The 21,446-nt window shown below is 68.9% G+C and carries 18 protein-coding genes; 5 read left to right on the top strand and 13 right to left on the bottom strand.

The features are described from left to right. Window positions 1-7 precede the first annotated feature (7 nt). The 7 genes from dapF to F4Y45_16485 form a co-directional block, all read right to left on the bottom strand. Window positions 8-976 carry a diaminopimelate epimerase gene (gene dapF / locus F4Y45_16515; GenBank protein MXY26107.1) on the bottom strand — a complete coding sequence of 323 codons (969 nt, stop codon included), beginning with the start codon at window positions 974-976 and terminating at the stop codon, window positions 8-10. Further along, the gene (locus tag F4Y45_16510) at window positions 946-1,815 is read right to left on the bottom strand and encodes a hypothetical protein (GenBank protein MXY26106.1); all 870 of its coding nucleotides are present in this window, start codon (window positions 1,813-1,815) and stop codon (window positions 946-948) included. Before F4Y45_16510 ends, dapF begins: the two co-directional genes overlap by 31 nt. A gap of 9 nt (window positions 1,816-1,824) precedes the next feature. Further along, window positions 1,825-2,274, bottom strand: coding sequence for a D-tyrosyl-tRNA(Tyr) deacylase (locus F4Y45_16505; GenBank protein ID MXY26105.1), 450 nt, complete (start codon window positions 2,272-2,274; stop codon window positions 1,825-1,827). Further along, the gene (gene ttcA, locus F4Y45_16500) at window positions 2,262-3,074 is read right to left on the bottom strand and encodes a tRNA 2-thiocytidine(32) synthetase TtcA (protein MXY26104.1); all 813 of its coding nucleotides are present in this window, start codon (window positions 3,072-3,074) and stop codon (window positions 2,262-2,264) included. Before ttcA ends, F4Y45_16505 begins: the two co-directional genes overlap by 13 nt. A 36-nt stretch (window positions 3,075-3,110) precedes the next feature. Next, window positions 3,111-4,154, bottom strand: a complete 1,044-nt coding sequence (locus F4Y45_16495) for a glycosyltransferase family 4 protein (GenBank protein MXY26103.1) — start codon at window positions 4,152-4,154, stop codon at window positions 3,111-3,113. A gap of 64 nt (window positions 4,155-4,218) precedes the next feature. After that, window positions 4,219-5,928 (bottom strand): hypothetical protein, encoded by a 1,710-nt coding sequence (locus tag F4Y45_16490; protein MXY26102.1) that lies wholly within the window; start codon window positions 5,926-5,928, stop codon window positions 4,219-4,221. Continuing rightward, window positions 5,928-7,346 (bottom strand): MBOAT family protein, encoded by a 1,419-nt coding sequence (locus tag F4Y45_16485; protein ID MXY26101.1) that lies wholly within the window; start codon window positions 7,344-7,346, stop codon window positions 5,928-5,930. Before F4Y45_16485 ends, F4Y45_16490 begins: the two co-directional genes overlap by 1 nt. Before the next feature lie 35 nt (window positions 7,347-7,381). Between F4Y45_16485 and F4Y45_16480 the strand changes: the two genes are divergently transcribed. Then, window positions 7,382-8,173 (top strand): acyltransferase, encoded by a 792-nt coding sequence (locus F4Y45_16480; protein ID MXY26100.1) that lies wholly within the window; start codon window positions 7,382-7,384, stop codon window positions 8,171-8,173. Here the strand turns inward: F4Y45_16480 and F4Y45_16475 are convergent. Together F4Y45_16475 and F4Y45_16470 are read right to left on the bottom strand one after the other, a co-directional pair. Then, window positions 8,133-9,236: a hypothetical protein gene (locus tag F4Y45_16475; protein MXY26099.1), complete on the bottom strand. Its 1,104-nt coding sequence runs from the start codon at window positions 9,234-9,236 to the stop codon at window positions 8,133-8,135. The two genes, F4Y45_16480 and F4Y45_16475, sit on opposite strands and share 41 nt — an antisense overlap. 11 nt (window positions 9,237-9,247) lie before the next feature. Then, the gene (locus F4Y45_16470) at window positions 9,248-10,807 is read right to left on the bottom strand and encodes a hypothetical protein (protein ID MXY26098.1); all 1,560 of its coding nucleotides are present in this window, start codon (window positions 10,805-10,807) and stop codon (window positions 9,248-9,250) included. Window positions 10,808-10,877: 70 nt separating this feature from the next. Between F4Y45_16470 and asnB the strand changes: the two genes are divergently transcribed. Beyond that, on the top strand, window positions 10,878-12,791 hold the full coding sequence (gene asnB / locus F4Y45_16465) for an asparagine synthase (glutamine-hydrolyzing) (GenBank protein ID MXY26097.1): 1,914 nt from the start codon (window positions 10,878-10,880) through the stop codon (window positions 12,789-12,791). On the opposite strand, the gene F4Y45_16460 is transcribed toward asnB, so the two are convergent. Further along, window positions 12,776-14,413 (bottom strand): glycerol-3-phosphate dehydrogenase/oxidase, encoded by a 1,638-nt coding sequence (locus F4Y45_16460; GenBank protein ID MXY26096.1) that lies wholly within the window; start codon window positions 14,411-14,413, stop codon window positions 12,776-12,778. The genes asnB and F4Y45_16460 overlap by 16 nt on opposite strands. A 20-nt stretch (window positions 14,414-14,433) precedes the next feature. Here F4Y45_16460 and F4Y45_16455 point away from each other — a divergent pair, with 20 nt between their 5' ends. Then, window positions 14,434-15,228: a class I SAM-dependent methyltransferase gene (locus F4Y45_16455; protein ID MXY26095.1), complete on the top strand. Its 795-nt coding sequence runs from the start codon at window positions 14,434-14,436 to the stop codon at window positions 15,226-15,228. Here the strand turns inward: F4Y45_16455 and F4Y45_16450 are convergent. Together F4Y45_16450 and F4Y45_16445 are read right to left on the bottom strand one after the other, a co-directional pair. Next, window positions 15,200-16,120, bottom strand: coding sequence for a hypothetical protein (locus F4Y45_16450; protein ID MXY26094.1), 921 nt, complete (start codon window positions 16,118-16,120; stop codon window positions 15,200-15,202). The two genes, F4Y45_16455 and F4Y45_16450, sit on opposite strands and share 29 nt — an antisense overlap. A gap of 44 nt (window positions 16,121-16,164) precedes the next feature. Further along, window positions 16,165-16,866, bottom strand: a complete 702-nt coding sequence (locus F4Y45_16445) for a hypothetical protein (GenBank protein MXY26093.1) — start codon at window positions 16,864-16,866, stop codon at window positions 16,165-16,167. Between the two features lie 101 nt (window positions 16,867-16,967). On the opposite strand from F4Y45_16445, the gene F4Y45_16440 reads away from it, so the two are divergent. Then, window positions 16,968-17,981: a flippase-like domain-containing protein gene (locus tag F4Y45_16440; GenBank protein ID MXY26092.1), complete on the top strand. Its 1,014-nt coding sequence runs from the start codon at window positions 16,968-16,970 to the stop codon at window positions 17,979-17,981. After that, complete coding sequence (locus F4Y45_16435; protein MXY26091.1) at window positions 17,981-18,703, top strand: class I SAM-dependent methyltransferase; 723 nt, start codon at window positions 17,981-17,983, stop codon at window positions 18,701-18,703. The genes F4Y45_16440 and F4Y45_16435 overlap by 1 nt, the downstream gene beginning before the upstream one ends. Window positions 18,704-18,772: 69 nt before the next feature. Here F4Y45_16435 and F4Y45_16430 read toward each other — a convergent pair whose 3' ends face one another. After that, window positions 18,773-20,800, bottom strand: a complete 2,028-nt coding sequence (locus tag F4Y45_16430; GenBank protein MXY26090.1) for a CRTAC1 family protein — start codon at window positions 20,798-20,800, stop codon at window positions 18,773-18,775. Window positions 20,801-21,446 lie beyond the last annotated feature (646 nt).

Here is a 21,446-nt window from a genome sequence, read left to right as displayed (position 1 = left end):
TCCCGAGTTACGCTCCCGGTCCGTTCACGCGGTCCACCTCACGCCCGCCACCCGTCCATTGACCCCGCTCCACCAGTTGGGCCCAGCCAGTGAGGTACATGCCGGCGGCGGTCCATTCCACCCGCTGTGATCCGCCTGGGGACACCACCTCCACGCTCCGGGCGGCCCCACCGTATCGGGCCGCAGCGACCGCCGACGCGCATGCACCGGTGCCCGAAGCCGCGGTCGGTCCGACCCCCCGCTCCCAGATCACGATACGGACCCGGTCGGGGCGCTCCACCACCGCGAGTTCCACGTTGGTTCCTTCCGGAAACCGCTCGTGCGCGCCGAGGGCGGGACCGAGCTTCGCCAGGCGCCGCTCCGCCTCCGCCAATGACGGAAGCAGGATGACGCACTGCGGGTTGCCAACCGACAGGATGACCGCCCGGACCGGCTCCCCCGCCACGGTCAGCGTCTCTTCGGTCAGACCGCCGGGCACGCCCATGTGGGCCCGGAACGTGTAGCGGGGCGGCGCGGCGTCGAGCAGCTCCAGCAACCTGGCGCCGCCCGCAGTGTCAATCGTGATCGGTTCGCCACCCGTCGGCTCGCCGCCGGCCTTGCCGCCGGCAAGCCCGCTGGCGCCAAGCTCCACCAACAGCGCCGCGAGGCAGCGCACGCCGTTTCCGGACACCTCGGCGGGACTGCCGTCGGCGTTGCGCAGCTTCATCGACGCGCCGCCCGGGGTCGGCTGCCAGACGATCAGACCGTCCGCGCCGATGCCGGTCCGGCGATCGCACATGGCCCTCGCCAGGTCGGCAAGGCCCTTGTCAGATGTGCGGGACGGCGCGCCGCCCGACGTGCCGCCAGACGCGTCTGTCGACGCCCGGCCGAGCGCGCCGGCAGACACAAGGAGGAAGTCGTTGCCATGGGCGTCCCCCTTTGCGTACGGGATAGGGGCGGGGCGGGTCACGGAATATGGAGGCCGCGAAAAACCCAAGTGAGACCAGCCGTGATGCCCAGAGTGGCGTCACGGACGGTCAGGCCGCTCAGCAACGCGGCGTCCAGCCGGACCGTCCCGCGCGTGAAGCGGGCGCCGAACCGGGCGAAACCGGAGCTGTCGGTGCCGGGGGGCGGCGTGCCGGTCCGCGTGTTGCGCCGGCCCGCCACCTCCGCCACGACCTCGGCCCCCTCCGCGAACGCCCGCGCGACCGACACGCCATACGTGAGCACGTCGTTCTGACGGTCGCCACGCGTCGGATCGCTCAGGATACCGAGACCGACATTGGCGACCACCCGCGTCGAACCCATCGTCTTGCCGATGAGCAGGGAGTTGTAGAAGTCGATCGTGTCGAGGCCGAGCCCCTCTTCGTTGCTGGCGTTCGGCAGCTTCGTGGCGAAACGCAGCGCGATCCCGGGGCGGCGCGCGCCCTCGGCGAGGAGCCGCGTCTTGGCGCCGATCGAGGTGTCCATCCAGCTTCCGGTCGAATCGCCGGTGATGCGCAACTGATGCGACAGGGGCGCCAGCCTGCGGTCCGTGATCGCGAGGTGGGCGAACGAGATGCCGTCGATCTGCACTTCCGCGATCGAACTGACGCCGATGCTGATGCCGAGCACCGGCGCGCTGCGAAACTGGCCGGTCAGGCCGGAAACCGGGAACGGCTGATCGCGCAGGTAGTCGATCCCCGCCTCCACCAGGACCAGGCCGGCCCCGATTGACTCAGGGTCTTCGGTGACGAGCGGCCGCTGCTGGGCGGCGGCGGGCCCGACGGAAACGACGAACGAGGCCAACGCGGCAATCGCCGGGAAACGGAAAACCGGTTTGAAGGAAGGTCGCATTGCGTGATTTTAGAAGGTCCGCTCGCTATCGATCAGCAGCGTCACGGGACCGTCGTTTACCAGTTCCACATCCATCATCGCGCCGAACTCCCCCGTCTCCACCGTGTATCCCGCGCGTCGCAGCCGATCCACTACCGCCAGATAGAGCCGGCGCGCCTGCTCCGGCTCCGCCGCGGCGACATATGACGGCCGGCGCCCGCGGCGGCAATCGCCGAAGAGTGTGAACTGCGAGACGACCAGCAGCGCTCCCTCCGCCTCCGCCACGGACCGGTTCATCTGGCCGGCGGCGTCGGCGAAGATTCGCAGACTGGCTACCTTGTCGGCCATCCAGTCCGCGTCGCGGCCACTGTCGGTCCGGCCGACTCCGAGCAGGACGACCAGACCCGGACCGATCCTGCCCGCCACGCGCTCCTCGACCGTTACGACGGCGCGGCGGACGCGCTGGACTACCGCGCGCATTCCGCCAGCGCCGCCTCCATTGCCGGATCGGCCCGCAACTCCGCCGGCGGATTGAGCCGCGTGTCCAGCAGATGGCGCGGGGCGACGTTGCCGAGGGCCTTCAGGACAGAACTCTTCACACCCGGGTGTTCGCGCTCGAGATCGAGCAGCCAGCGCTTCACCCGCTGGCGCTTCAGGCTCAGGTCGCCGCATACGGGGCAGCAGCAGCCGATGACCTCCAGGCTGCACTCGCGGGTGTAGGCCCGCGCCTCGTCTTCCGCGACATAGACAAGCGGGCGGATGACGACGTGGCGCCGGTCGTCGGAGACGAGCCGCGCCGGCATCGCCTTGAGCGATCCGGCAAAGAGCAGATTGAGGAGCAGCGTCTCGATGAAGTCGTCCGCGTGGTGGCCCAGCGCGATCTTCGTCGCGCCGACATCGGCCGCGATCCGGTAGAGCACCCCGCGACGCAGCCGTGCACAGAGCGAGCAGGGCGTGTCGCCGGCATCGAGCACGTCGTCCATGATCTCGCCGATCCCGGTGTGCTCGATCCGGTACTCCCAGCCGCGCGCCTCGCACTCGCGCGCGATGACGTCGTGACGGTAGTCGCTGTATCCGGAATCGACGTTGACGGCAACGAGCGAGAAGGGAAACGGCGCCCGCCGGCGCAGGACGTCGAGCAACTGCATCAGCGCCCAACTGTCCTTGCCGCCGGAGAGCCCCACCATGATCCGGTCGTCCGACTCGATCAGATCGAACGTCTTGATCGCGCGTGTCGCCTTCCGGGCCAGGCGCCGTTCAAGCGTGCTGCGGTATGCCATCCGGCTGCGAGTCTACACCGGGCGCGCCGACGCCGGTCAGACCAGCAGCAACCGTTCCAGGGCGCGATCCCAACTGATCGACGCGGCCCGCTCCCGCCCCGCGGCGCCGAGCCGCTCGGCGAGCGGCACATCGTCCATCAGGCGCGCCATCGCCGAAGCCAGCGCCGGCGCGGCGGGATCGACGACGAAACCGTTGACGCCATCCTCCACCAGCTCCGTCGGTCCGCCGCTGTCGGAACAGGTCACCACCGGTTTGCCGGAGGCGAATGCCTCCACCGTCACCAGACCGTAGTCCTCGCGCGCGGCCGGGAAGCAGACGGCGCGGCAGGTCGCCAGCAGGTCGACCAGCTCGGCGTCGCTCACATGACCCAGCAGGCGGACCCGGGAGGCGAGGCCCTCGGAGTCGATCCGGCCCGCCAGCGCTTCGCGTTCCTCGCCGTCGCCGACGATGACGCAGCGGATCGCCGACGCGGCCGGTTCCTGCAGTGCATCGAGCACCAGGTGGATCCGCTTGAGCGGAGTCAGGCGCGACGCCACGAGCAGTTCGTCGCCGTAACCGTCGCACCGGTACGCCCGCGGCGGCGGCGGCGGATGCACAACCTCGGACGGAATGCCCCCCCACCGGGTCAGGCGATCCTGAATCGTCCGCGACTGGGCGACGACCCGGGTGACGTTCCGGGTGAGCAGGTACCGGTCCGCCGCATGGATCAGCTTCCGCCGGACGCCCTCCTTCAGTCGGTTGCGCCAGGAGAGCGACGCGCTGAACCGCGGCCACTCGTCGTAGTACTCGCGCATCCGGTGATTCAGCCAGCAGACATGCCGCGCATGCCGGACGGCGTAGCTGGGGTAGCGGAAGCTGATTACCTGATCCACCGGCTCGCCGCCGCCCGCCTCGCCCACATCGGTCAGCCAGTTCGAGAGGTATGCCGCGCCCTGGCGTCCGAAGCGGTTCTGCGGCGTCAGCAGCAGCGTCGCCCGGTGGTTCCGCGCGTTGAGCGCGTCGACCAGCGCCTCTGCAATCACCAGGTGCCCGCCCGCGGTGAACGGCGGATGAGACGTTACGACGACGATCCGGGCCACGGCGGGAAGAATAGCAGTCGGTCCGGCTGAGAGGCCGCGGCGAAACCCCGGCTAGCACGGCCTCCTACGGCACGCCCCACCAGGGCTCGACGAGCAACAGGGCGGGATCGCTCAACTCGCCGCGATTGATGCCATCGAGCTCCGGCGCGACGTCCGCCCACGGCTGGAGGGCGAGGCGCACCCGATCGCCCGGCCGCCACGAGGCGGCCTCCGTCAGCTCGTTGTCGATCATGCTGCGGACGTAGACGACCGCGTCGAGTCCGGCGCCCTCCGCCGGGCCGTCGATCACGTCGATGGCATTCAGATGGATCGCGACGACGTGGTCGCGGTACGGCACGGATCCGGGACGCGGAACGAAACCCGCCGCGGCAACCGTTGCCTCGATGGTGGCGCGCGCGGCGACGGGGGGCCAGAAACCGATCGTGCCGGGCGCAGGCGCCGGGCCGGCCGGAGGCAGGTCCACGATTGCCCAGTCTCCCTGGGAGAGCTCACGCGCCGCGAACTGGTAGACGACGACGCGTGTCTCCGCGAAACGCTGCGGCTCGCGCGCCAGTGCCGCCGCGAACAGCCGGCGCGGCGCGAGGGCGCCCTGATCGTTCTGGGCGATCCGATCCACCGGGCGCTCCAGCTCGACGGCGAGCTGTTCCGCCAGGCCGGCCCCGACCCCCCAACCGAGCGCGTCAAGCGCATAGACATTCGTGAAACTGTCGCCCAGAAGCAGGACTTCCGCGTTGCGGGACGGCTGCCACGGCTCGCCCGACACCGTTTCCACCCGCCGGGTCGCCACGGTTTCCGGCGGATAGCGGGCCTGCCGCGGCCCCAGTTCCAGCAGACGCGCCGTATCGCCGTCGTTCGTCACATCGACGGCGCGTGTGACGTGCCCGTCGCGGCGCGGGGCGAGCATGATCGAGGCCTCGATGAACCGGGCGAGATCGGCGGCGACACGCTGCATGGTCGCCGGGCGCCAGTGCGTGTCGGTCGCCAGGTAGAGCGGTCCCGCGCCTTCGACCCGCAACTCCGCCAGGCTCGTGAAGGCGTCGAAGACCGTAACGCCTGCCGCGTCGAGATCGGCCAGGAACGCCATCCAGGAGCGGTTCGGCACGACCGGCGCCGCGAAGCGGGCGGAACCTCCGACACGGTCCGGATCGGCGGACGGCTTCACCGGGATTGGAGCGACGATCAGCCGGATCCCCCGTTGGGCCAGTTGCCTCTGGAACGCAGCCAGCGCGGGCCGTGGATCGGGCGCCCGCGCCGCGGCGAGGGTGTCGCCAGCCGCGGCGCGGCGGCGCAGCACGCGCGGCTCGAGAAAGCCCGGCCCGGTGACGTGATCCAGATCGGGCCGGTAGAAGAGCCAGCCGCCATCGCCAATCTCCACCTGCGCCGTGCCCGCGCCGAGCCAGGCGGTCATGGCCGACTGCACGATCGGGCGGATGCGCCGGCCGATCACGGATTCGTCCGCCAGACCATCCTCGATCGCCGTCGCGCGCGCCAGCAATGCCCGGTTGGCGGCGCGGATCGACGCAAGGGGAAGGCCGTCGGCAAGCGGACGGTCCGCGAGCGCCACACGTCCACCGCCCAGTTCCCGGTAGAAGCCTGGACTTGCCAGCAATTGGGAAACGTGCGGCAACGCGAGCGCGGCAACGAACGCCGCGACGAGAAGCCGCGCGACGGCCGGCGTCACCGAGGTCTCTCCCACTTCGGCTCGCGCTTGTGCGATGCGGTCGCGTTCGGCGCGCGGCAGGCGATGGAAATCGGTTCCGGTCGTCGCAGCCATCAGAAAATGAAGTAGATGAAGGGGTTGTGCGCCTGCGTGGCGAGCACGCCCCAGGCCAGGAGCAGCAGGCCGACGGCGGTTGCCGCCTTCGGCCCGGTGAGGTTGCGCGTCCAGTCCCAGGTCTGCGGCGCACCCCAGGTGACGAGGGCGGCGCAGGTTAGCGCGACGAGGGAGTACGGCTCAGTGATCGCCTGCCCGAGCAGCCGCGCCTGATCGGTTGCCGCCGTCAGTCCCGCCAGACTCCGAAAATAGCCGGCGGCGGCGCCCAGGTCCGCGGACCGGAACAGCACCCAACTCAGCAGCACCAGGCCGAAGGTCGCGCCGCGCCGCAACGGCGCCGGCAGGAACGCGTACAACGACCCGCCGCGCCACCGCTCCGCCGCGAGCAGCCCGCCGTGCAGGGCGCCCCAGCAGACGAACGTCCAGGCGGCGCCATGCCAAAGGCCGCCCAGCAGCATCACGATCGCGAGATTGATGTACGTGCGCCGCGGCCCGCGTCGGCTGCCGCCCAGGGGAACGTACAGGTAGTCGCGCAACCAGGAAGAGAGCGACAGGTGCCACCGGCGCCAGAACTCGGTGATCGACTCCGCGCGATACGGCGAGTCGAAGTTCTTCGGGAAGACGAAGCCGAGCATCAGTCCGAGGCCGATCGCCATGTCGGAGTAGCCGCTGAAGTCGAAGTAGATCTGAAAGGCATACGCGACCAGGCCGAGCCAGGCATCAAGGGTGGCGATGGATCCCGCGTCGAACGCCAGATCGGCGATCCGCCCGCACGGGTTCGCGAGCAGCACCTTCTTGGCCAGGCCGAGGCTGACGAACGCCACGCCGCGGGCGAACTTCGCCGCCGTGTGCGTGCGCTGAACCAGTTGATCGGCTATCTCGGCAAACCGGATGATCGGCCCCGCCACCAATTGCGGAAACAGCGACACGTAGCAGGCGAAGTCGATGAAATTGCGCAGCGGCGCAGCATGACCGCGGGCGACGTCGATCGTGTAGCTCATCGACTGGAACGTGTAGAAGCTGATGCCGAGCGGCAGCGTCACCCGGAGCGCCGTGTCGAGACCGAGCCACTCCGCGCCGAGAGCGGCGCCGACGCCGTTCAACGTGTCAATGCCGAAGTTGAAGTACTTGAAGAAGCCGAGCAGCGAGAGATTCGTGACGACCGAGACGGCAACCGCCGCTCGCCGCCGGCGCGCGCCGGCGGCGTCGCGGGCCGAGGCGGCGATCGCCAGCCCGCAGCCGTAGTCGACCACAGTCGACGCGAGCAAAAGGACGACGAACAGGGGGTTGGCCCAGCCGTAGAACGTGTAGCTGAGGAGCGCGAGGGCGAGGTGGCGGCCGCGGCGCGGCAGGGTGTGGTAGACGAGCAGGGCGACGGGCAGGAAATAGAGAAGAAAGAGGTGGGAGCTGAAGACCACGGGCTGCTAGATGCAGTGTACGCTGTGCGCCAACTGTGACGACACGGAACCAATCCGACCCCCCCGCCGGATCGGGGGGCGGCATCACGGACATTCAGGAGGAGCTGTTCGAGCCCGGGCGATCGAAAGCGGCGCGGTACGCGGCGTTGGTCGTCGGGCGACCCGGGCTCTGGGCGCTGGTGAAGTACGAGCTGATCGTCACTGCGATCAGCGCGCTGCCGGGAGCCCTCGGACTGCTGCTCCGGTCGAAGCTGTATCCGTTGCTGCTCGGGCGCGTGGGGCGCAACGTGACCTTCGGCGTCAACGTGGTCCTGCGGCACCCGCACAAGATCCGGATTGGCGACGACGTCGTGATCGACGACAACTGCTGTCTCGACGCGAAGGGCACGAACAACCGCGGCATCGACATCGGCAGCGGGGTCTTCATCGGCCGCGGCACGATTCTGAGCTGCAAGAACGGTGACATCGTCATCGACGATCACGCCAACATCGGCTTCAACTGCGAGATCTTCTCCGGGGGCCGCGTGCGTCTTGGCCGGCACGCGCTGGTCGCCGCGTATACGTACCTGGTAGGTGGCGACCACGCCCACGATCGGACCGACATTCCGGTGCTGCAGCAAGCCCGGATCGCGCAGGGAATCGATGTGGACGACAACGTCTGGCTAGGCGCGCACGTCGTCATCTCGGACGGCGCGAGGGTTGGGCGTGATGCCATCATCGGCGCTGGCGCGGTGGTGCGCGGGACGATTGCCCCGTACGCAATCGCGGCCGGCGTGCCGGCGCGGGTTATCCGGAATCGCCGGGAGGATCCGGCCGAATCGGAATGAGCGGCCAGCCGTCTCCCTCCGTGAACTCGCGCACCGAAAAGACCCAGATCACCATTCGCTTCCGCTCCCAGTAGGTGGGATCGGCCTGCGCGCGGCGCAACAGGTTCACGCGGGCGGCAGTTGACGCGGAACCCCGAACGGCGACCACGTCGACGGGGAAGCCCAGCTCGAAGGCGAGCTGTTCCGGCAGACCGCCGTCCGTCGCGTGCATGTCATCGCCAGCGTGAAAGACCAGGTTGTGGCTGTCGCCGAGCAGAACGACCGGGCTGTTCGGATCCGGTTCGGGCCGCGGGCCTGATGCGCCGTCCGCCCCGCCCGCGACGCTGATCGACCGCATCTGAAGCGTCTCGCCGGTCACGCCGTCGGTCGCCTCGCGCTCGAGATCGCCAGTGATCGTCACCGGGCGCCAGTCCGCAATATGCGGTGCGTCTCCCGGCGGCGCGCCGTACCACGACCGCGACAGCAGGGCGCCGGCGAGCTGCGCGCTGGCCACCGCGCAGCCGACTCCCGACCAGTGGCTATCACGAAGGCAGTAAAGCGGCCCTCGCGGGTGGTTCCGCACCTGGAGGAAGCGCTCCGTCAGGTCGAGCACCTCCACGCCCTGCTGGCGCAGCAGCGTGTAGAACACGACGTGGTCCGGATCGAGGCGTGGCGGCGACGACAGGTCCGACAGCTCCGCGGCCAGTTGATCGGGATAGATGACGCTCTTCGCCGGCACCGGCATGACGATCAACTCCACGCCCAGTTCCCGCAACTGGGCCCGGAAATCGAGTATCGCGGCCAGTGGATCGGCCGCCTCCGGGTCGCGCGCGCGGCTCACGGCGGCCGCGTCCGACCCCCAGAAGGGACCGACCGAGGCGTGGCGGAGCTCGGGTCCGAAGAACAGCCAGCCGTCGAGGCCGGAGACCGTCGTCCGTCCGTCCGCGTCGGCGCCGGCCGCCAGCGCGCGGGCCGTCTCCTGGAACCGTGGAAGGACGTCGCCCAGTTCGGCCGGCGCCGGCGCGCACGCCGTGGCGGCGGCAATCGTCGCAGCGGTGAGACTCGCGGACAATCGCACGCGCATGACGGTAGCTCTCAGGGTGCGGGCGCTCCCGACTCCGTATCGTAGAAGAGCGGCAGGGTCAGGTCCCGCGTGCCCATCACCAGCCGCTTCCCTTCCAGCTCGCGCCGCGCGTCGTACTGCGCGAGGTTCAGGCGGTACGTCTCTCCAGCCGGCCGCGTCGCGTCGGCCAGCGTCTCCCCATCGCGAATGACCCAGTGCGCAACCGCGACAACCGGCACGTCGAGGTCGCCTTCGAGCACTTCCACCACGTCGTACTCGATGGCCAGCAACCCCTCGCGGTAGGGCGAGATCGACTGCGGCGTCGGCAGCGGAACGTCTTCGCGGACGCGCACCGAAACGACCACGCTGGCCGCGGCGCCGTCCGGCGCGCGATCGGCCACCGTCGCCGGCGCGGCGCCGCCCCGCGGGGCCGGCAACCCACCCGGCGCGATCCACGCATCCGGATAGAAGTCGGCGGCATCGTTCTCCGTCACCTGCCGCCAGGACTCCACGGCCGTCATGGACTCGTTCAGGATGCCGACATGCACCTCCACCTGGCGGCCGCCGGCCCGGATCTTGTTGACGCGCGTCCCGACCGAATACGGGCCGGTCAGCACGATCGCGCGCGGATCGTTGGTCCAGCGCGGGTGGTACACCTCGTAGCCGCCGAAACGAGGGTCGTCATTCATCGGGATCGTCCAGCGCTCCTCGCCGTCGAGGTTGACCACCGTCACGTTGCGGTGGGCGCCGTCGAAGAACCAGCAGAGTGGCGTCCGGCCGGGAGAAAAGGCCGTCCAGCAACCCTCGCCCAGCTCCCGCCACGTACCCGCCGCAAAATCGATCACGCCCGCCGACGGCCAGGGCAGGAGCGCCGCCGCAGTCCGTCCGTCTGCCGACAACTGGAAGCTGTCACCGGAGACCGGCTGCGCATCCCAGACCGTCTCACTGACCGACGGATCATCCAGGCGATAGCGGCGAATGGCGGGATACGACGGAGGATCCGTCGGCCGCTCGTCGACGCCGACGTAGGCCCATTCGACACCGTCGGTCGGATCGGACCAGACGTCGAGACCGAATCCCTCGGCGACCCGCCGCAGGCCGGAGCCATCCCAGTTGATGGCGTAAACGACGCCCTGGCGCCGCATCGTGAACACAACCGAGTCGCCCGACGGCGCGATGAGCGGTTTCGCGAAACTGGCCGTTTCGGGAAGCAGCGACCGCTCGCCGATGCCGTCGAGCGAGTCGTACGTCATCAGCCGCAGACGGTCGCCGAGGCTGACGAAGTCGGTGCCGTCACCCACGTCGCGCGTCCAGGCGACCCGCAGGTGCAGCGTATCGCGAGGGGGCTGCGCCCCGGCAGGCGGCGCGGATCGACTCTCCACGGATTCGGCGTCAGGCGCTTCCGTCACCGCCGGCTCCCCCGCCGGCGCCTCCATCGCCATGGTCTCCACCGCCGAGGGCTCGGGCGCCGCGACTTCTTCTGTCGGGGCCGTGCAACCCGACAGCCCAGGAACGACGACAAGCAGGATCGCGAAGAAGATGCGGCGGAGCCCCACCGTCGAGTCGTCGTCCATCGTCGCGGCGGTCAGCATCGGTTGGCGGGGAAATCTGAATTCATTGTAGCCTCTTCCTCCGAACCCCTTCCTCCTCTGCCACCACTCCATGTGCGGCATTGCCGGCATCGTCGCCCGCGACCCGGAACGCCCCACGCCGGCGGACCGCCTGGCCGCGATGGTCGCGACACTGCGCCACCGCGGGCCGGACGACGCCGGTCAGGTCGCGTTGCCGGGGGCCGGGCTCGGCATGCGCCGCCTGTCAATCATCGACGTCGCCGGCGGCGGGCAACCGTTCACGAACGAGGACGGCACGGTCCACCTGGTCGGAAACGGGGAGATCTACAACCACGCGGAACTCCGCGCCGACCTCGTCGCGCACGGCCATGTGTTCCGGAGCAGCAGCGACATCGAAGCGGTGCTGCACGCCTACGAGGCGTGGGGGACAAACTGCCTGGAGCGAATCCACGGCATGTTCGCCATCGCGCTCTGGGACGCTCGCGCCGGGACGCTGTGGGCGGCGCGCGACCGGGCGGGCGAGAAGCCGCTCTACTATGCCGAGACCCCGGACGGCCTGGTGATCGCGTCCGAGATCAAGGCGCTGCTCGCCTGTCCGGACGTCTCGCGCGAGGTGGATCTCGAAGCGCTGGATCAGTTCCTGACCTACGAGTACGTCCCATCGCCCCGCACGATCTTCGCCGCGATCCGGCGGCTGCCCGCCGCTCACGCACTCACCTGGCGCGCGGGCGAACTCAAGATTGCCCCGTACTGGGACGCCGCCGCGATCGCGCCCCGCAACTGGAGCGACGACGACGCGGCCGCGGCCCTGCGCGAGACCCTGGAACGGGCCGTCGAGCGCCAGATGATGTCGGACGTCCCGCTCGGGGCGTTTCTATCGGGCGGCATCGACTCGAGCGTGGTGGTAGCCTGCATGCGCGAGGCGGCCCAGCGGACCAACAGCCCGGTCAACACCTTCAGCATGGGCTTTGCCGATGGCAGCTACAACGAGTTGCCGCATGCCCGGCTGATTGCGGAGCGATTCGGCACGCATCACCGGGAAGGGATGGTCCAGCCTGACATCGCGGCGCTGTTCGATCAGTTGATCGTCCACCTCGACGAGCCCTTCGCCGACGTCTCGCTCTTCCCCACGTATCTGATCTCGACCATCGCGCGCGAGCACGTGACGGTGGCGCTTTCGGGCGACGGCGGAGACGAGCTGTTCGGCGGCTACGACACCTACGCCGCGGATCGCCTGGCCCGACGTCTCGCGGCAGTCGCGCCGGACGGCGCACTGCGCGCGATTGCCGCAGCGGCGGCCCACCTGCCTCCGCGCGAACAGAAGAAGGGCCTGGTGAACAAGCTGAAGCGGTTCACGGCCGGTATCGCGGACGCGCCGGCCGACATCGGGCACTACCGCTGGATGACGTACGTTTCGCCGGAAGCCAAGCGAACCCTGTACACCCCGGCACTTCGTGACGCGCTTGCCGGCGCGGAGTCGTACCGCCCGGTGCGCGACGCGCTCGGCGCGTTCGGCGGCGGCGACCTCCTGAACCGGCAGCTCTACACCGACCTTCGGATCTTCCTGTCCGACGACATTCTGGTAAAGGTCGACCGCATGAGCATGGCGGCTTCGCTCGAAACGCGCGCGCCGTTCCTCGATACGGAGGTGCTCGAGCTGGCCGGGTCGATGCCGGGCCACCTGAAGGTGCGCGGCGCGGAGCGGAAGTTCATCCTGAAGCGCGCGTTCGCGGATCGGCTGCCCGCTTCCATTCTGCGCCGGCCGAAGGAGGGCTTCAGCATCCCGATGAAGAACTGGCTGAAGCGGGAGCTCGCGCCGTTGATGCACGATCTGCTGTCGCCGGAACGGCTCGCCCGCCGAGGCTGGATCGAGCCGGGGGCGGTCGCCGGCAGGATCGCGGAACACACCGCGGGGCGCGAGAACCACGCTCACCTGCTGTTCAGCCTGATGGTGCTAGAGCGCTGGGCGCAGGCGACGATCGATCCGCCTCAGTCGGGAAGCTGATAGACGCGACGCAGGTCCGTGACTTCGCGCTCCACCTGCGCCGGAGTCCACGCCAGCTCGCCAGCCATGACTCGCGCGGCGGCCGCGACCGCCTCGTCTCCCGGATCGCCCGCCGATCCCGCTTCCGTCCTCCGCAGCAGGACATCCGAGAGCCGCAACGCCATCTCCTCGCGGACGGCGTGACGCACCTCGCCGACGGTGACGGCGCACGTGGGACTGAGCGGCGCACGCGCCTCCGGCGATGCCGACAACTCCGCCGCCAGTGCTTCGTAGCGCGTGCCATACGTGCGCGCCAGGCGGCGGCGCAGTTCGGCCGGCTCCGCGCCCTCCCCCTCCGCGGCGGCGTCGCGCACGAACGCGTCGACGTCCGGAATGTCGCCGCCGGCGAGCGGGGTCGTCGCCGTGCGGCAGGGTTCGACGGTGCGACCCACCTGATCGACGACCGCGTCGACCGCCCGTTCGGCCGTCTCGCGCGCCGTGGTGTACCGGACGCCGAGCAGGCTGACCAGCCCGTGAATGGCGTCCCGACGGTGATCGATCACCGCACTTGCCGTCGCCAGTTGCAAGCCATCCCCGCCGGGCGCCGCCGGCAACAGGCCGCGGTGCACCAGGCGAACGTCATCGATCCGGAGGGGCAGCGCCGGGAAGGCTTCGCGCACGTCGTCGATGAACCGGTCAATCTCCGTCCGTTCGAGCGCCAGCGCGCCGGGACCGCCAGCGTGCCGGTCATGGCTGGTCCCGACTATGGCGACTTCCCGCCACGGCGCCACGAAGAACAACCGGCCGCGCGCGGATCCGGCCACGGCATGCGTCCCCCGGAGCGGCGAGCCAATCACCAGATTCATCGCTTTCGACAGCCGCGGATGCAGCGCGCCGGATGCGCCGTCGGCCAGACGGCCATTGAGGCCAGGCGCCCACGGCCCGGCCGCGTTGAGCACAACGCGAGCGCGGATTTCGAACCGGTCGCCGGTCAGGCGATCGATGACGTGCACGCCGGCAACGTCTTCCCCGCGCCTCAGCGCACCGTCCGCCTCGACGTAGTTCGCCGCCACGGCGCCCCGCTCCACGGCGGAGGCAACGGCCGAGAAATGCAGCCTGTCACCGTTGCGCATCTGGCCGTCGAACCACTCGATTCCTCCGGCAACGCGGCCCGGATCGATCAGCGGATTGAGCCGGAGACACTCGTCGCGCGACAGCAGGCGGCTCGGAGGGAGGCGCGAGGCCGGATCTTCGGGGCCGCCGTCGTTCATCCCGCGCGTCAGCCGATCGCTGAGCGCGAAGTAGGCGCGGAGCAGCAGGCGGTGCCCGGTAATCCCGCCGCCGGCGGGCAGCACGAAGGGGAGCGGCCGGACAAGATGCGGAGCGATTCGCATCAGCGCGCGCCGCTCGCGCGCGAACCGGCGCAGCAGGACCAGGTTGCCGCTCTGCAGCACGCGGACGCCGCTATGTATCGTCTTCGCGCTGTTGAACGAAGTGCCGGAACCGATGTCGCCCCGATCGATCAACGCCGCCGACAGTCCGCGCAGCGTCGCGTCCCAGAAGGCAAACGCGCCGTAGACCCCGCCGCCGACGACGAGCAGGTCGAACTCGCGCGCCGTCAGCGCGGCCAGGTCGCGTTGCACGCCCGTATACTACCCCCCGCGTGATCGCCTCTCCCGAGCCCCCCAGTCCTCCACCTATCGAGCGAATCCGCGCGTACTGGAACGGCCGGATCCACGATCAGGAAATGAGCGAGGCGTCGCCCGGCACGCTCGGGTTCTTCAACGACCTCGACGACTACCGCTTCGACAAGCTGCGGTACCTCCCACGACTGGTCGACTTCGACGGCTACCGCGACCGGCGGGTGCTGGAGATCGGCTGCGGCATCGGCACCGACCTGGTCCGCTTCGCACGGGGCGGCGCGCGGATGACCGGAGTCGACCTGGCACAGCAGGCAATCGACCTGGCGCGGCGCAATGTCGAGCTGCATGATGTCGTTGCCGACGCACTCGAGGTGGCTGACGGCGAAGCGCTTCCGTTCGAGGACGCGTCGTTCGACGTCGTCTACGCCCACGGGGTCGTGCAGTACACGGCGGATCCGGCCTGCCTGATACGCGAGGCCCACCGCGTGCTCCGGCCGGGCGGCGAAGCCATCATGATGGTCTACAACCGGTGGTCGTGGCTCGGTGTGATGTCGGCGCTGACCGGCACCGCCCTCGAGCATGCGGACGCGCCCGCCCTTCGAATGTTCACAATCGGCGAGTTCCGCCGCCTCCTCGATCCGTTCGCCGAGGTGCGGATCGTCCCGGAACGCTTTCCCGTCCCGTCACGCCTGCACAAGGGCTGGAAGGCAACGGTCTACAACCGGTTCTTCGTCGGGACCTTCAACGCGCTGCCCCGCAGCCTCGTACGGCCGCTCGGCTGGCACCTCATGGCGTTCTGCCGGAAGGAGGCGTAGTGCCGTCGCTGGTTGCCAGTCGAGCGATATCCACGCGCTTGAACGCCTTGGGACCGAAGGGGCGCAGCAACACTTGCCCCAGGTGCCCGCAGCTCTTCGTGACCGTGGCCAACCAGTGGGGCAAGTACCTGTCCAGCGGATGCAAGTCCGCTCCCGCAACGCCGCGGGCCGTCCTTCCGGTGTTCTGCCACTGAGTCACATAGTCGCTCTGCTGAGGCGGGCTGACCAGCACGGGGCGCACCGCGACGCGGCGCGCAATGACACAGAGGTAGGTCGGGCGGAAGGTCCGGAACTGCACGCGCGTGCCGAGAACCGCGGGATCGGCCACCTGGTACCACCGTGAAGAGGACAACTCGGTGGCAAGCATCCGTTCAATGACGAAGCCGTTCGACTCGGCCAGGACGCGGTAGAACAGTTCGGGGCTGAACTGATAGAACCCGTGACCGACCATGTTGTTCGCAGGAGTAACGATGAGCAAGTGGCCATCGGCCGCGACCATGCGCATGCAGTTGCCGATAGCGGTAGGGAAATCGAACACGTGCTCGAGCGAGCCGGAGTCGAACACGGTCGTGAATGCGCTCTCCAGGTCGGGAGCGATCCTGGCGTTCAAGTCCGCGACACGCGACGCACCTTCGTAACCGGAGGCGTCGAGAGAAAGTACCCGCCTGGCGCCGAGCATTCGGAGGAGGGGCTCGGCAAATCCGTCAGCTTCTTCGAACAACCTGGCCGTAGCCGCGGAATCGAGGGCGATCCCGATCGCTCGCAGGCGCGCGCGCAGCCAGGCGGGGGTTACGTACAGGCGCTGGCGACCGATGGTGGCAACGCGTTCAAGAGACACTCCCAAACCGCGCGCCGCCAGCAGGAACTGCGTGGCTTTCGTGTCGAGACCCATTTGGCTGTTAGGAGGCGGTGGTGAAACCCCGCGTCGCCCGAGAGTCAGAACCGGAAGCGCACGCCCGCGCTGGCCTGGGCGCCGCCCACATCTATCGACTGTGGACCGCCCGGCATCTCGAACTCAACTGTCCCACCGGTGTAGCGGAAGAGCAGCCCCGCTCCCAACCACCGGGTGAGCAGGTACGTCACGTCCAGGCCGGCGTGGTAACCGATACCGGTCCCGTTCTCGGAGGTTGTGGTCAAACCGGTGAGGGAAACCGTGTCATACGGGGCCGCCTCGTCGCCGAGAGAGACGGCGGACAGTGCATCGTGCCGCACTCGAAACAGGGACGGCCCCGCAAGCACGGCGACGTGGACCCGTTCCGAGAACGGGATCATGTAGACCACCGGGACGTGCAAGCCGGACTGCCGGTAGTTCAGCCCACCCTGCTCGTGCAGCAGGGTGCGGTGGCGTCCTCTGAACAGAGGCGATGGCACGGAGCCGTCCAGCGTGATTACCCCCCGTCCGTCGAGGACCGTTACGCCGATTCCGACGCCCAGATTCCCAACCGTTCGCAAGCCGGCCCAGGCATCGACCACCGTTCCACCTGGTGTCGTCGTGGTGGCGTCGTAGGTGGCCGTCTCACCATAGATCTCCACGTGGAGGGTATCGGCAACGACCCGGTCCGCCGTCTCCTGGCCGCCGTTGATATGAAGGAACCCGTTCCACTGCGCCTCGGCGCGGCCGGGCGCAAGCAGGGTCATCGCAAGCAGGGCAAGGGCGCACTCGATAGAGGAACGCCGAGCAGGCGGCCTACCGGACATCGCGGGGCCGAAGAGGTTGGAGCGCGACAGCAAACATAGCGATGCTAGCACAGCGCCAAACCGGGGATCTATGGGCAACCGCGCCGGGATCCGCTACGATTCTGCGCGCCGTGCGCGTATTCCGATCCGTCTGGTTCCGCGCGGCCGTCAGCGCCGCCCTCCTCTCCTGGCTCGTCGCACGGATCGATATGGACGCGACGGTCCGCAGCATGGCGGCAATCACGCCGTCGCATCTCGTTACCGGATTGTTGCTGGTGGCGCTCGACCGCGCCTTGATGATTACGCGCTGGGTGATGCTGATCCGCCGGTTCGAGCGCACCATATCGATCCGCTCCGCCGTTTGGGTGTTTCTCGTCGGTGCGTCGGTCGGGCACGCGCTCCCGAGCGGCTTCGGCGCCGATGCCGTGCGGGCCTACGCTCTTGCCCAGCGCACTGCGCGTGGCGCCGACGCGGTCGGTCTGGTTGTCGTCGATCGCTATCTCGGCGTCTGCTCGCTCGCCTTGCTCGCGGCGATGGGATTGGTTCTGTGGAGCAATCAGGCGGTACCGGAGTTGCAGCAGGTGAGCGCGGTCCTGGCGGCCGCCGTCGTCGCGGGCGCGGCCGGCCTCCTCTGGGCGGATCGGCTGCTTGCGCTGGCCGCACGGCCTCGCCACGAGGGAAACAGCCTGTTGGTTCGGGCCTACGGCTTCGCTCGCACCCTCGGCCAGTACCGCCGGCACGGGCGTCTGGTCGCCGCTCTCCTGGCGCTTTCGTTCGTCGTGCAGGTGACCCGCGTGCTGCAGGCGTACGTCTTCGGCCTCGGTCTCGGGATCGATGTTGCCTTCAGCTACTATTTCGCGTTCATGCCGGTTTGCATCCTGGCTGCGCTCCTGCCCATCTCTATCGCCGGAGTGGGCGTGGCGCAGGGCGCCATGGTCGCACTTCTCCGACCGGTCGGCGTCCCGGATGAGCAATCCTTCGCGCTGTCGACAATCCTCGTGCTGGCGGCCCTGCTGAGCGCAACACCAGGCGCTCTTCTCCTGATCCGAAGCCGACTTGCCGGAGCACGCGCGTAATGGCCGAACACTTCTACCGCTCGTTCCGCGAGCGCCGAGTGACCGCGTTCGGCGCCTCTCGCCGCCAGCGGGTCGAACAGGCGCGTCTCGCGCTGCTGCATCGTCTCGCGTCGCCGCCGGGCGACTTCCTGGAGATCGGACCGGGCGATGGCTCGCTCGCTGCCCGGGCGATCGAGGCGGGTTGGCGCTACCGTGCGGTCGAGGCCAGTCCCTCACTGGCGGCCGCTTTGCGCGACCGCGGCCTGGAGGTGACCGAGGCGTGGTCTCCACCAATCCCGGCCGACGACACGAGTTGCGATGTCATCTATGCCGATCAGGTGCTCGAGCACATGACGGGAATCGACGCCGCCCGAGCGTTCGTCGCGGAGGGGCTGCGCGCGTTGCGGCCGGGCGGCGTTCTCTTCGTTGTCGTTCCGGACTATCTGAAGGAGCGAGCCTTCTTCTGGGACATCGATTACACGCACAACTTCGTTACGACCGAACGGCGGGTGCGCCAACTGCTGTACGACGGCGGGTTCGAGATCGCCACCACGGTCCGGAGCATCGGCGCCGCAACGGGACTTCAACGCGACGTGCTGGCGGCCGGCGCACTCCTGGTCAACCTGCCCGGTGTCGATGCGTTGTCGCGGTGGACCCGGACCGAGGAAGTGATCTTCCACGTCCGGAAGAACCTCTTCGAGACCATCGCGTTCGTCGCGCGCAAGCCGCACTCACAGACCTAGCGCGCCCTTAACGGGAGTGCGGACGCCAAGCTCCTGGCAGCCGCATACGCCCGTTGGGGGGATGCCAGCTCAGCGGTACTGTTCCACGAAGACCGGCGCGCCCGCCGCGGCACTCCCATCGATCAGGACGGTCTGATTCGACGGCACGCCTGACAACACGTGCATGGCGCCGTCGACGAACGTCACGACTACATCGACCGCCATGTGAGGGCCGAGACCCACGTGAACCACGGGATCGTCCTGGCCGAGGTATCCGATCGCGCTTCGGCTCTCCCGAAACGCCAGTAGCCGCTCCCGGCCCGAGCCCGAATAGACGGCGACTTTGGCGCCGAACGCACCAGCCTGTCCCTGGGCCGATCGGAGACTGATCTTCAACCAGTTCGTGTACCCCACATCCAGGTCATTCCGAACCAGCCAGTTCCGGCTCCGCTTGACGCCGACCGCAAAGTCGAGATCGCCGTCGGCGTCGATATCGGCGAACGCGATGGCCCGCGGGTCGCTGATGCCCGACACCGGCACCGGCGGTCCCGGGGAGAAAACGCCTGCGCCGTCGTTCAGGTACGCAACATCGTCGCCGGCGAACACCAGGTCGACGTCGCTGTCGTGGTCGAGATCCGCGAAGGCTCCCATGTAACCGTCGATGTCCACGAAACCGCGCAGGTAGCCGAAGGTTCCTCCCCCGAGGTTTCGATAGAGGTGGCCGACCGTTTCACCAACCGCGTCGAGACCGACGAGCAGCAGGTCCAAATCCCCGTCGTTGTCGACGTCCGCCGTGGTCACGCCGCCGTACGCGCGGTGCATGATGCCGATTGTCTCCGGATCGACCAAAGTGAATCCGTCCCCACCGTTCCTGAGAACCACGAGGTCACCGTCGCGATTGGCGGCGATCAGGTCGATGTCGCCGTCCCCGTCGAAGTCGGTGTCGGTTACGCCCTGCCCCGCGGGAGCGGCAACGGCGGCATCGTCATCGACTGGCGAGAAGCGCATGTCGCCGTCGTTGCGGTACAGCTCGTTCCGCTCCCCCGGTGGATCTCCGGAACCGAGCCAGCCGGAAACCGCAAACGCATCAAGGTCGCCGTCCCGGTCCATGTCGAAGAGCGCTACGCCGCGCGTGGACTCGCGCCGGTCCTGCATCGCCGAAGGCGTCGTATCGCGGAACCGCCCGAGGCCGTCATTCCGATAGATGTCGTTCGAAGCCCCGGCGCGGCCACCCGTAGTTCCATTGAACAGGTCGAAGTCACCGTCGTTGTCGAGATCGCCCCAGGCCGCGCCGTGCGAACCGGCGTCGAAATCGGCGATACCGCGGGAGACGCCAGCCTCCAGGAACCTCCCTCCACCCTGGTTGACGAAGAACTGGTCGGCTACCGGATCGTCGAAGTTGACCGTGATGTACAGATCGGGTCTTCCGTCTCCCGTCGCGTCGGCAAAGGCCGCGCCGTGTCCGCCGAGGGGAATCGGTGGCGGCCCCGTGAGACCCGAAGACCCGGTGACGTCCGTGAACCGCAGCTGCGGTCCCGCCCGGATGCCGGTCTCGAAGGTCCAGGTTTCTGACCAGGGACCGGCGGCGCCATCGAACTCGGCGCGCACCCTCCAGGCGTAGACCGTCGTTTCTCGCATCGGACCTGCGAACCGGTAGGACACACGGGTGTCGCTCTGTGACACGACCGAAGAAACGACGGGCGCACCGCCAGCGTAGACCTCAAAGCGATAGTCGAAGACCGCCGGGACGAAGATGCTCGTCGCGGGTTCCGCGGTCAGTGTCACGAACGGCGGGACGTCGCCGAACCGGGTACCGTCGCGGGGCGCCGAGGGCATCGGAGCGGTCGCCTTCAGCACGGTTTCCTGGGCGTCCAGACCCGTCGTGGCCGCCAGCAATGTCCCGAGGAGACTCATCAGGGCGATGGACCGCGCCAACGCTCCGGTTCGCGGTGCGGGCACGCGGAGACCGCTACTCCGATAGGATGCAGCCGGCGCCATCGACAGCGAACCAACTTCCTCCGACCCGCCCCTCGATGCCCTCGTGCGACTGGATGGTCCAGTGCGGATGGGGATCGCTGCTCTCCGCACCACGCATGATGTCGATACTGTACGGGCCATCGCCGCGCCCCTTAGACGTCCGATACGCGACCGTGTCCTTGCCGACCGCACCCGAGTCGTTCAATCGACGCCCCCAGTCGCCATCCTCGGCCGCGAGACATTCCGCCACCCGCTCTGTGAACTGCTGGATGTCCTCTCGATACAGGTTGCCGGTCGCCTCGATAATGGCCTGAACGACCGAGAACCGATTCGGCGGTGGACAACATTGGCCTAGGCCCGGCGCCGTCATCGGCCCCGGCCTCGGAGGAGGCGTCGGAGGCGGTACGACTACGCGCGGCTGCGTCATGAACGATGCCGCCTGCGACCACGCGCCGGCAATCGGGTCCCGCTCCTGGCCGTCCGCCAGCGCGCGGCTGCGCCAGTAGTACCGGGTCGCATGCTCCAGCCCGCGAACTGTCGTGGACGTGTTGGCATTGCCGGCCGGCACTGTGGCCGTCGCGAGACCCTGCGACAAGCTGGCGTCCGTCGCCCACTGGAATTCGTACCGCACGTTACGCGCCGGCCCGGTCACCCTGGCGTTGCGGACCGTAAGCACGGCCGACAATCCGTCCACCCGCGCGTCGCCGACCGGGGAAACCGGCTCCGGGCGACCGACGGTGACCGGCGTGTACACCTCGAACGTGGCTACCGCCGAATACGGTCCCGT

This window comes from Acidobacteriota bacterium, assembly GCA_009838525.1.
Classification (GTDB): domain Bacteria; phylum Acidobacteriota; class Vicinamibacteria; order Vicinamibacterales; family UBA8438; genus VXRJ01.
This window is presented reverse-complemented; position numbering and strand designations above follow the sequence as displayed.

Excerpts from the sequence above, each read along its gene's own strand:
- F4Y45_16490 (MXY26102.1), bottom strand. The coding sequence starts at position 5,928 with ATGGCTGCGACGACCGGAACCGATTTCCATCGCCTGCCGCGCGCCGAA.
- F4Y45_16450 (MXY26094.1), bottom strand. The coding sequence starts at position 16,120 with ATGGGTCTCGACACGAAAGCCACGCAGTTCCTGCTGGCGGCGCGCGGT.
- F4Y45_16510 (MXY26106.1), bottom strand. The coding sequence starts at position 1,815 with ATGCGACCTTCCTTCAAACCGGTTTTCCGTTTCCCGGCGATTGCCGCG.
- F4Y45_16475 (MXY26099.1), bottom strand. The coding sequence starts at position 9,236 with ATGCGCGTGCGATTGTCCGCGAGTCTCACCGCTGCGACGATTGCCGCC.
- F4Y45_16440 (MXY26092.1), top strand. The coding sequence starts at position 16,968 with ATGCTAGCACAGCGCCAAACCGGGGATCTATGGGCAACCGCGCCGGGA.
- F4Y45_16445 (MXY26093.1), bottom strand. The coding sequence starts at position 16,866 with ATGACCCTGCTTGCGCCCGGCCGCGCCGAGGCGCAGTGGAACGGGTTC.
- F4Y45_16505 (MXY26105.1), bottom strand. The coding sequence starts at position 2,274 with ATGCGCGCGGTAGTCCAGCGCGTCCGCCGCGCCGTCGTAACGGTCGAG.
- asnB (MXY26097.1), top strand. The coding sequence starts at position 10,878 with ATGTGCGGCATTGCCGGCATCGTCGCCCGCGACCCGGAACGCCCCACG.
- F4Y45_16470 (MXY26098.1), bottom strand. The coding sequence starts at position 10,807 with ATGCTGACCGCCGCGACGATGGACGACGACTCGACGGTGGGGCTCCGC.
- F4Y45_16435 (MXY26091.1), top strand. The coding sequence starts at position 17,981 with ATGGCCGAACACTTCTACCGCTCGTTCCGCGAGCGCCGAGTGACCGCG.
- ttcA (MXY26104.1), bottom strand. The coding sequence starts at position 3,074 with ATGGCATACCGCAGCACGCTTGAACGGCGCCTGGCCCGGAAGGCGACA.
- F4Y45_16430 (MXY26090.1), bottom strand. The coding sequence starts at position 20,800 with ATGGCCCGTACAGTATCGACATCATGCGTGGTGCGGAGAGCAGCGATC.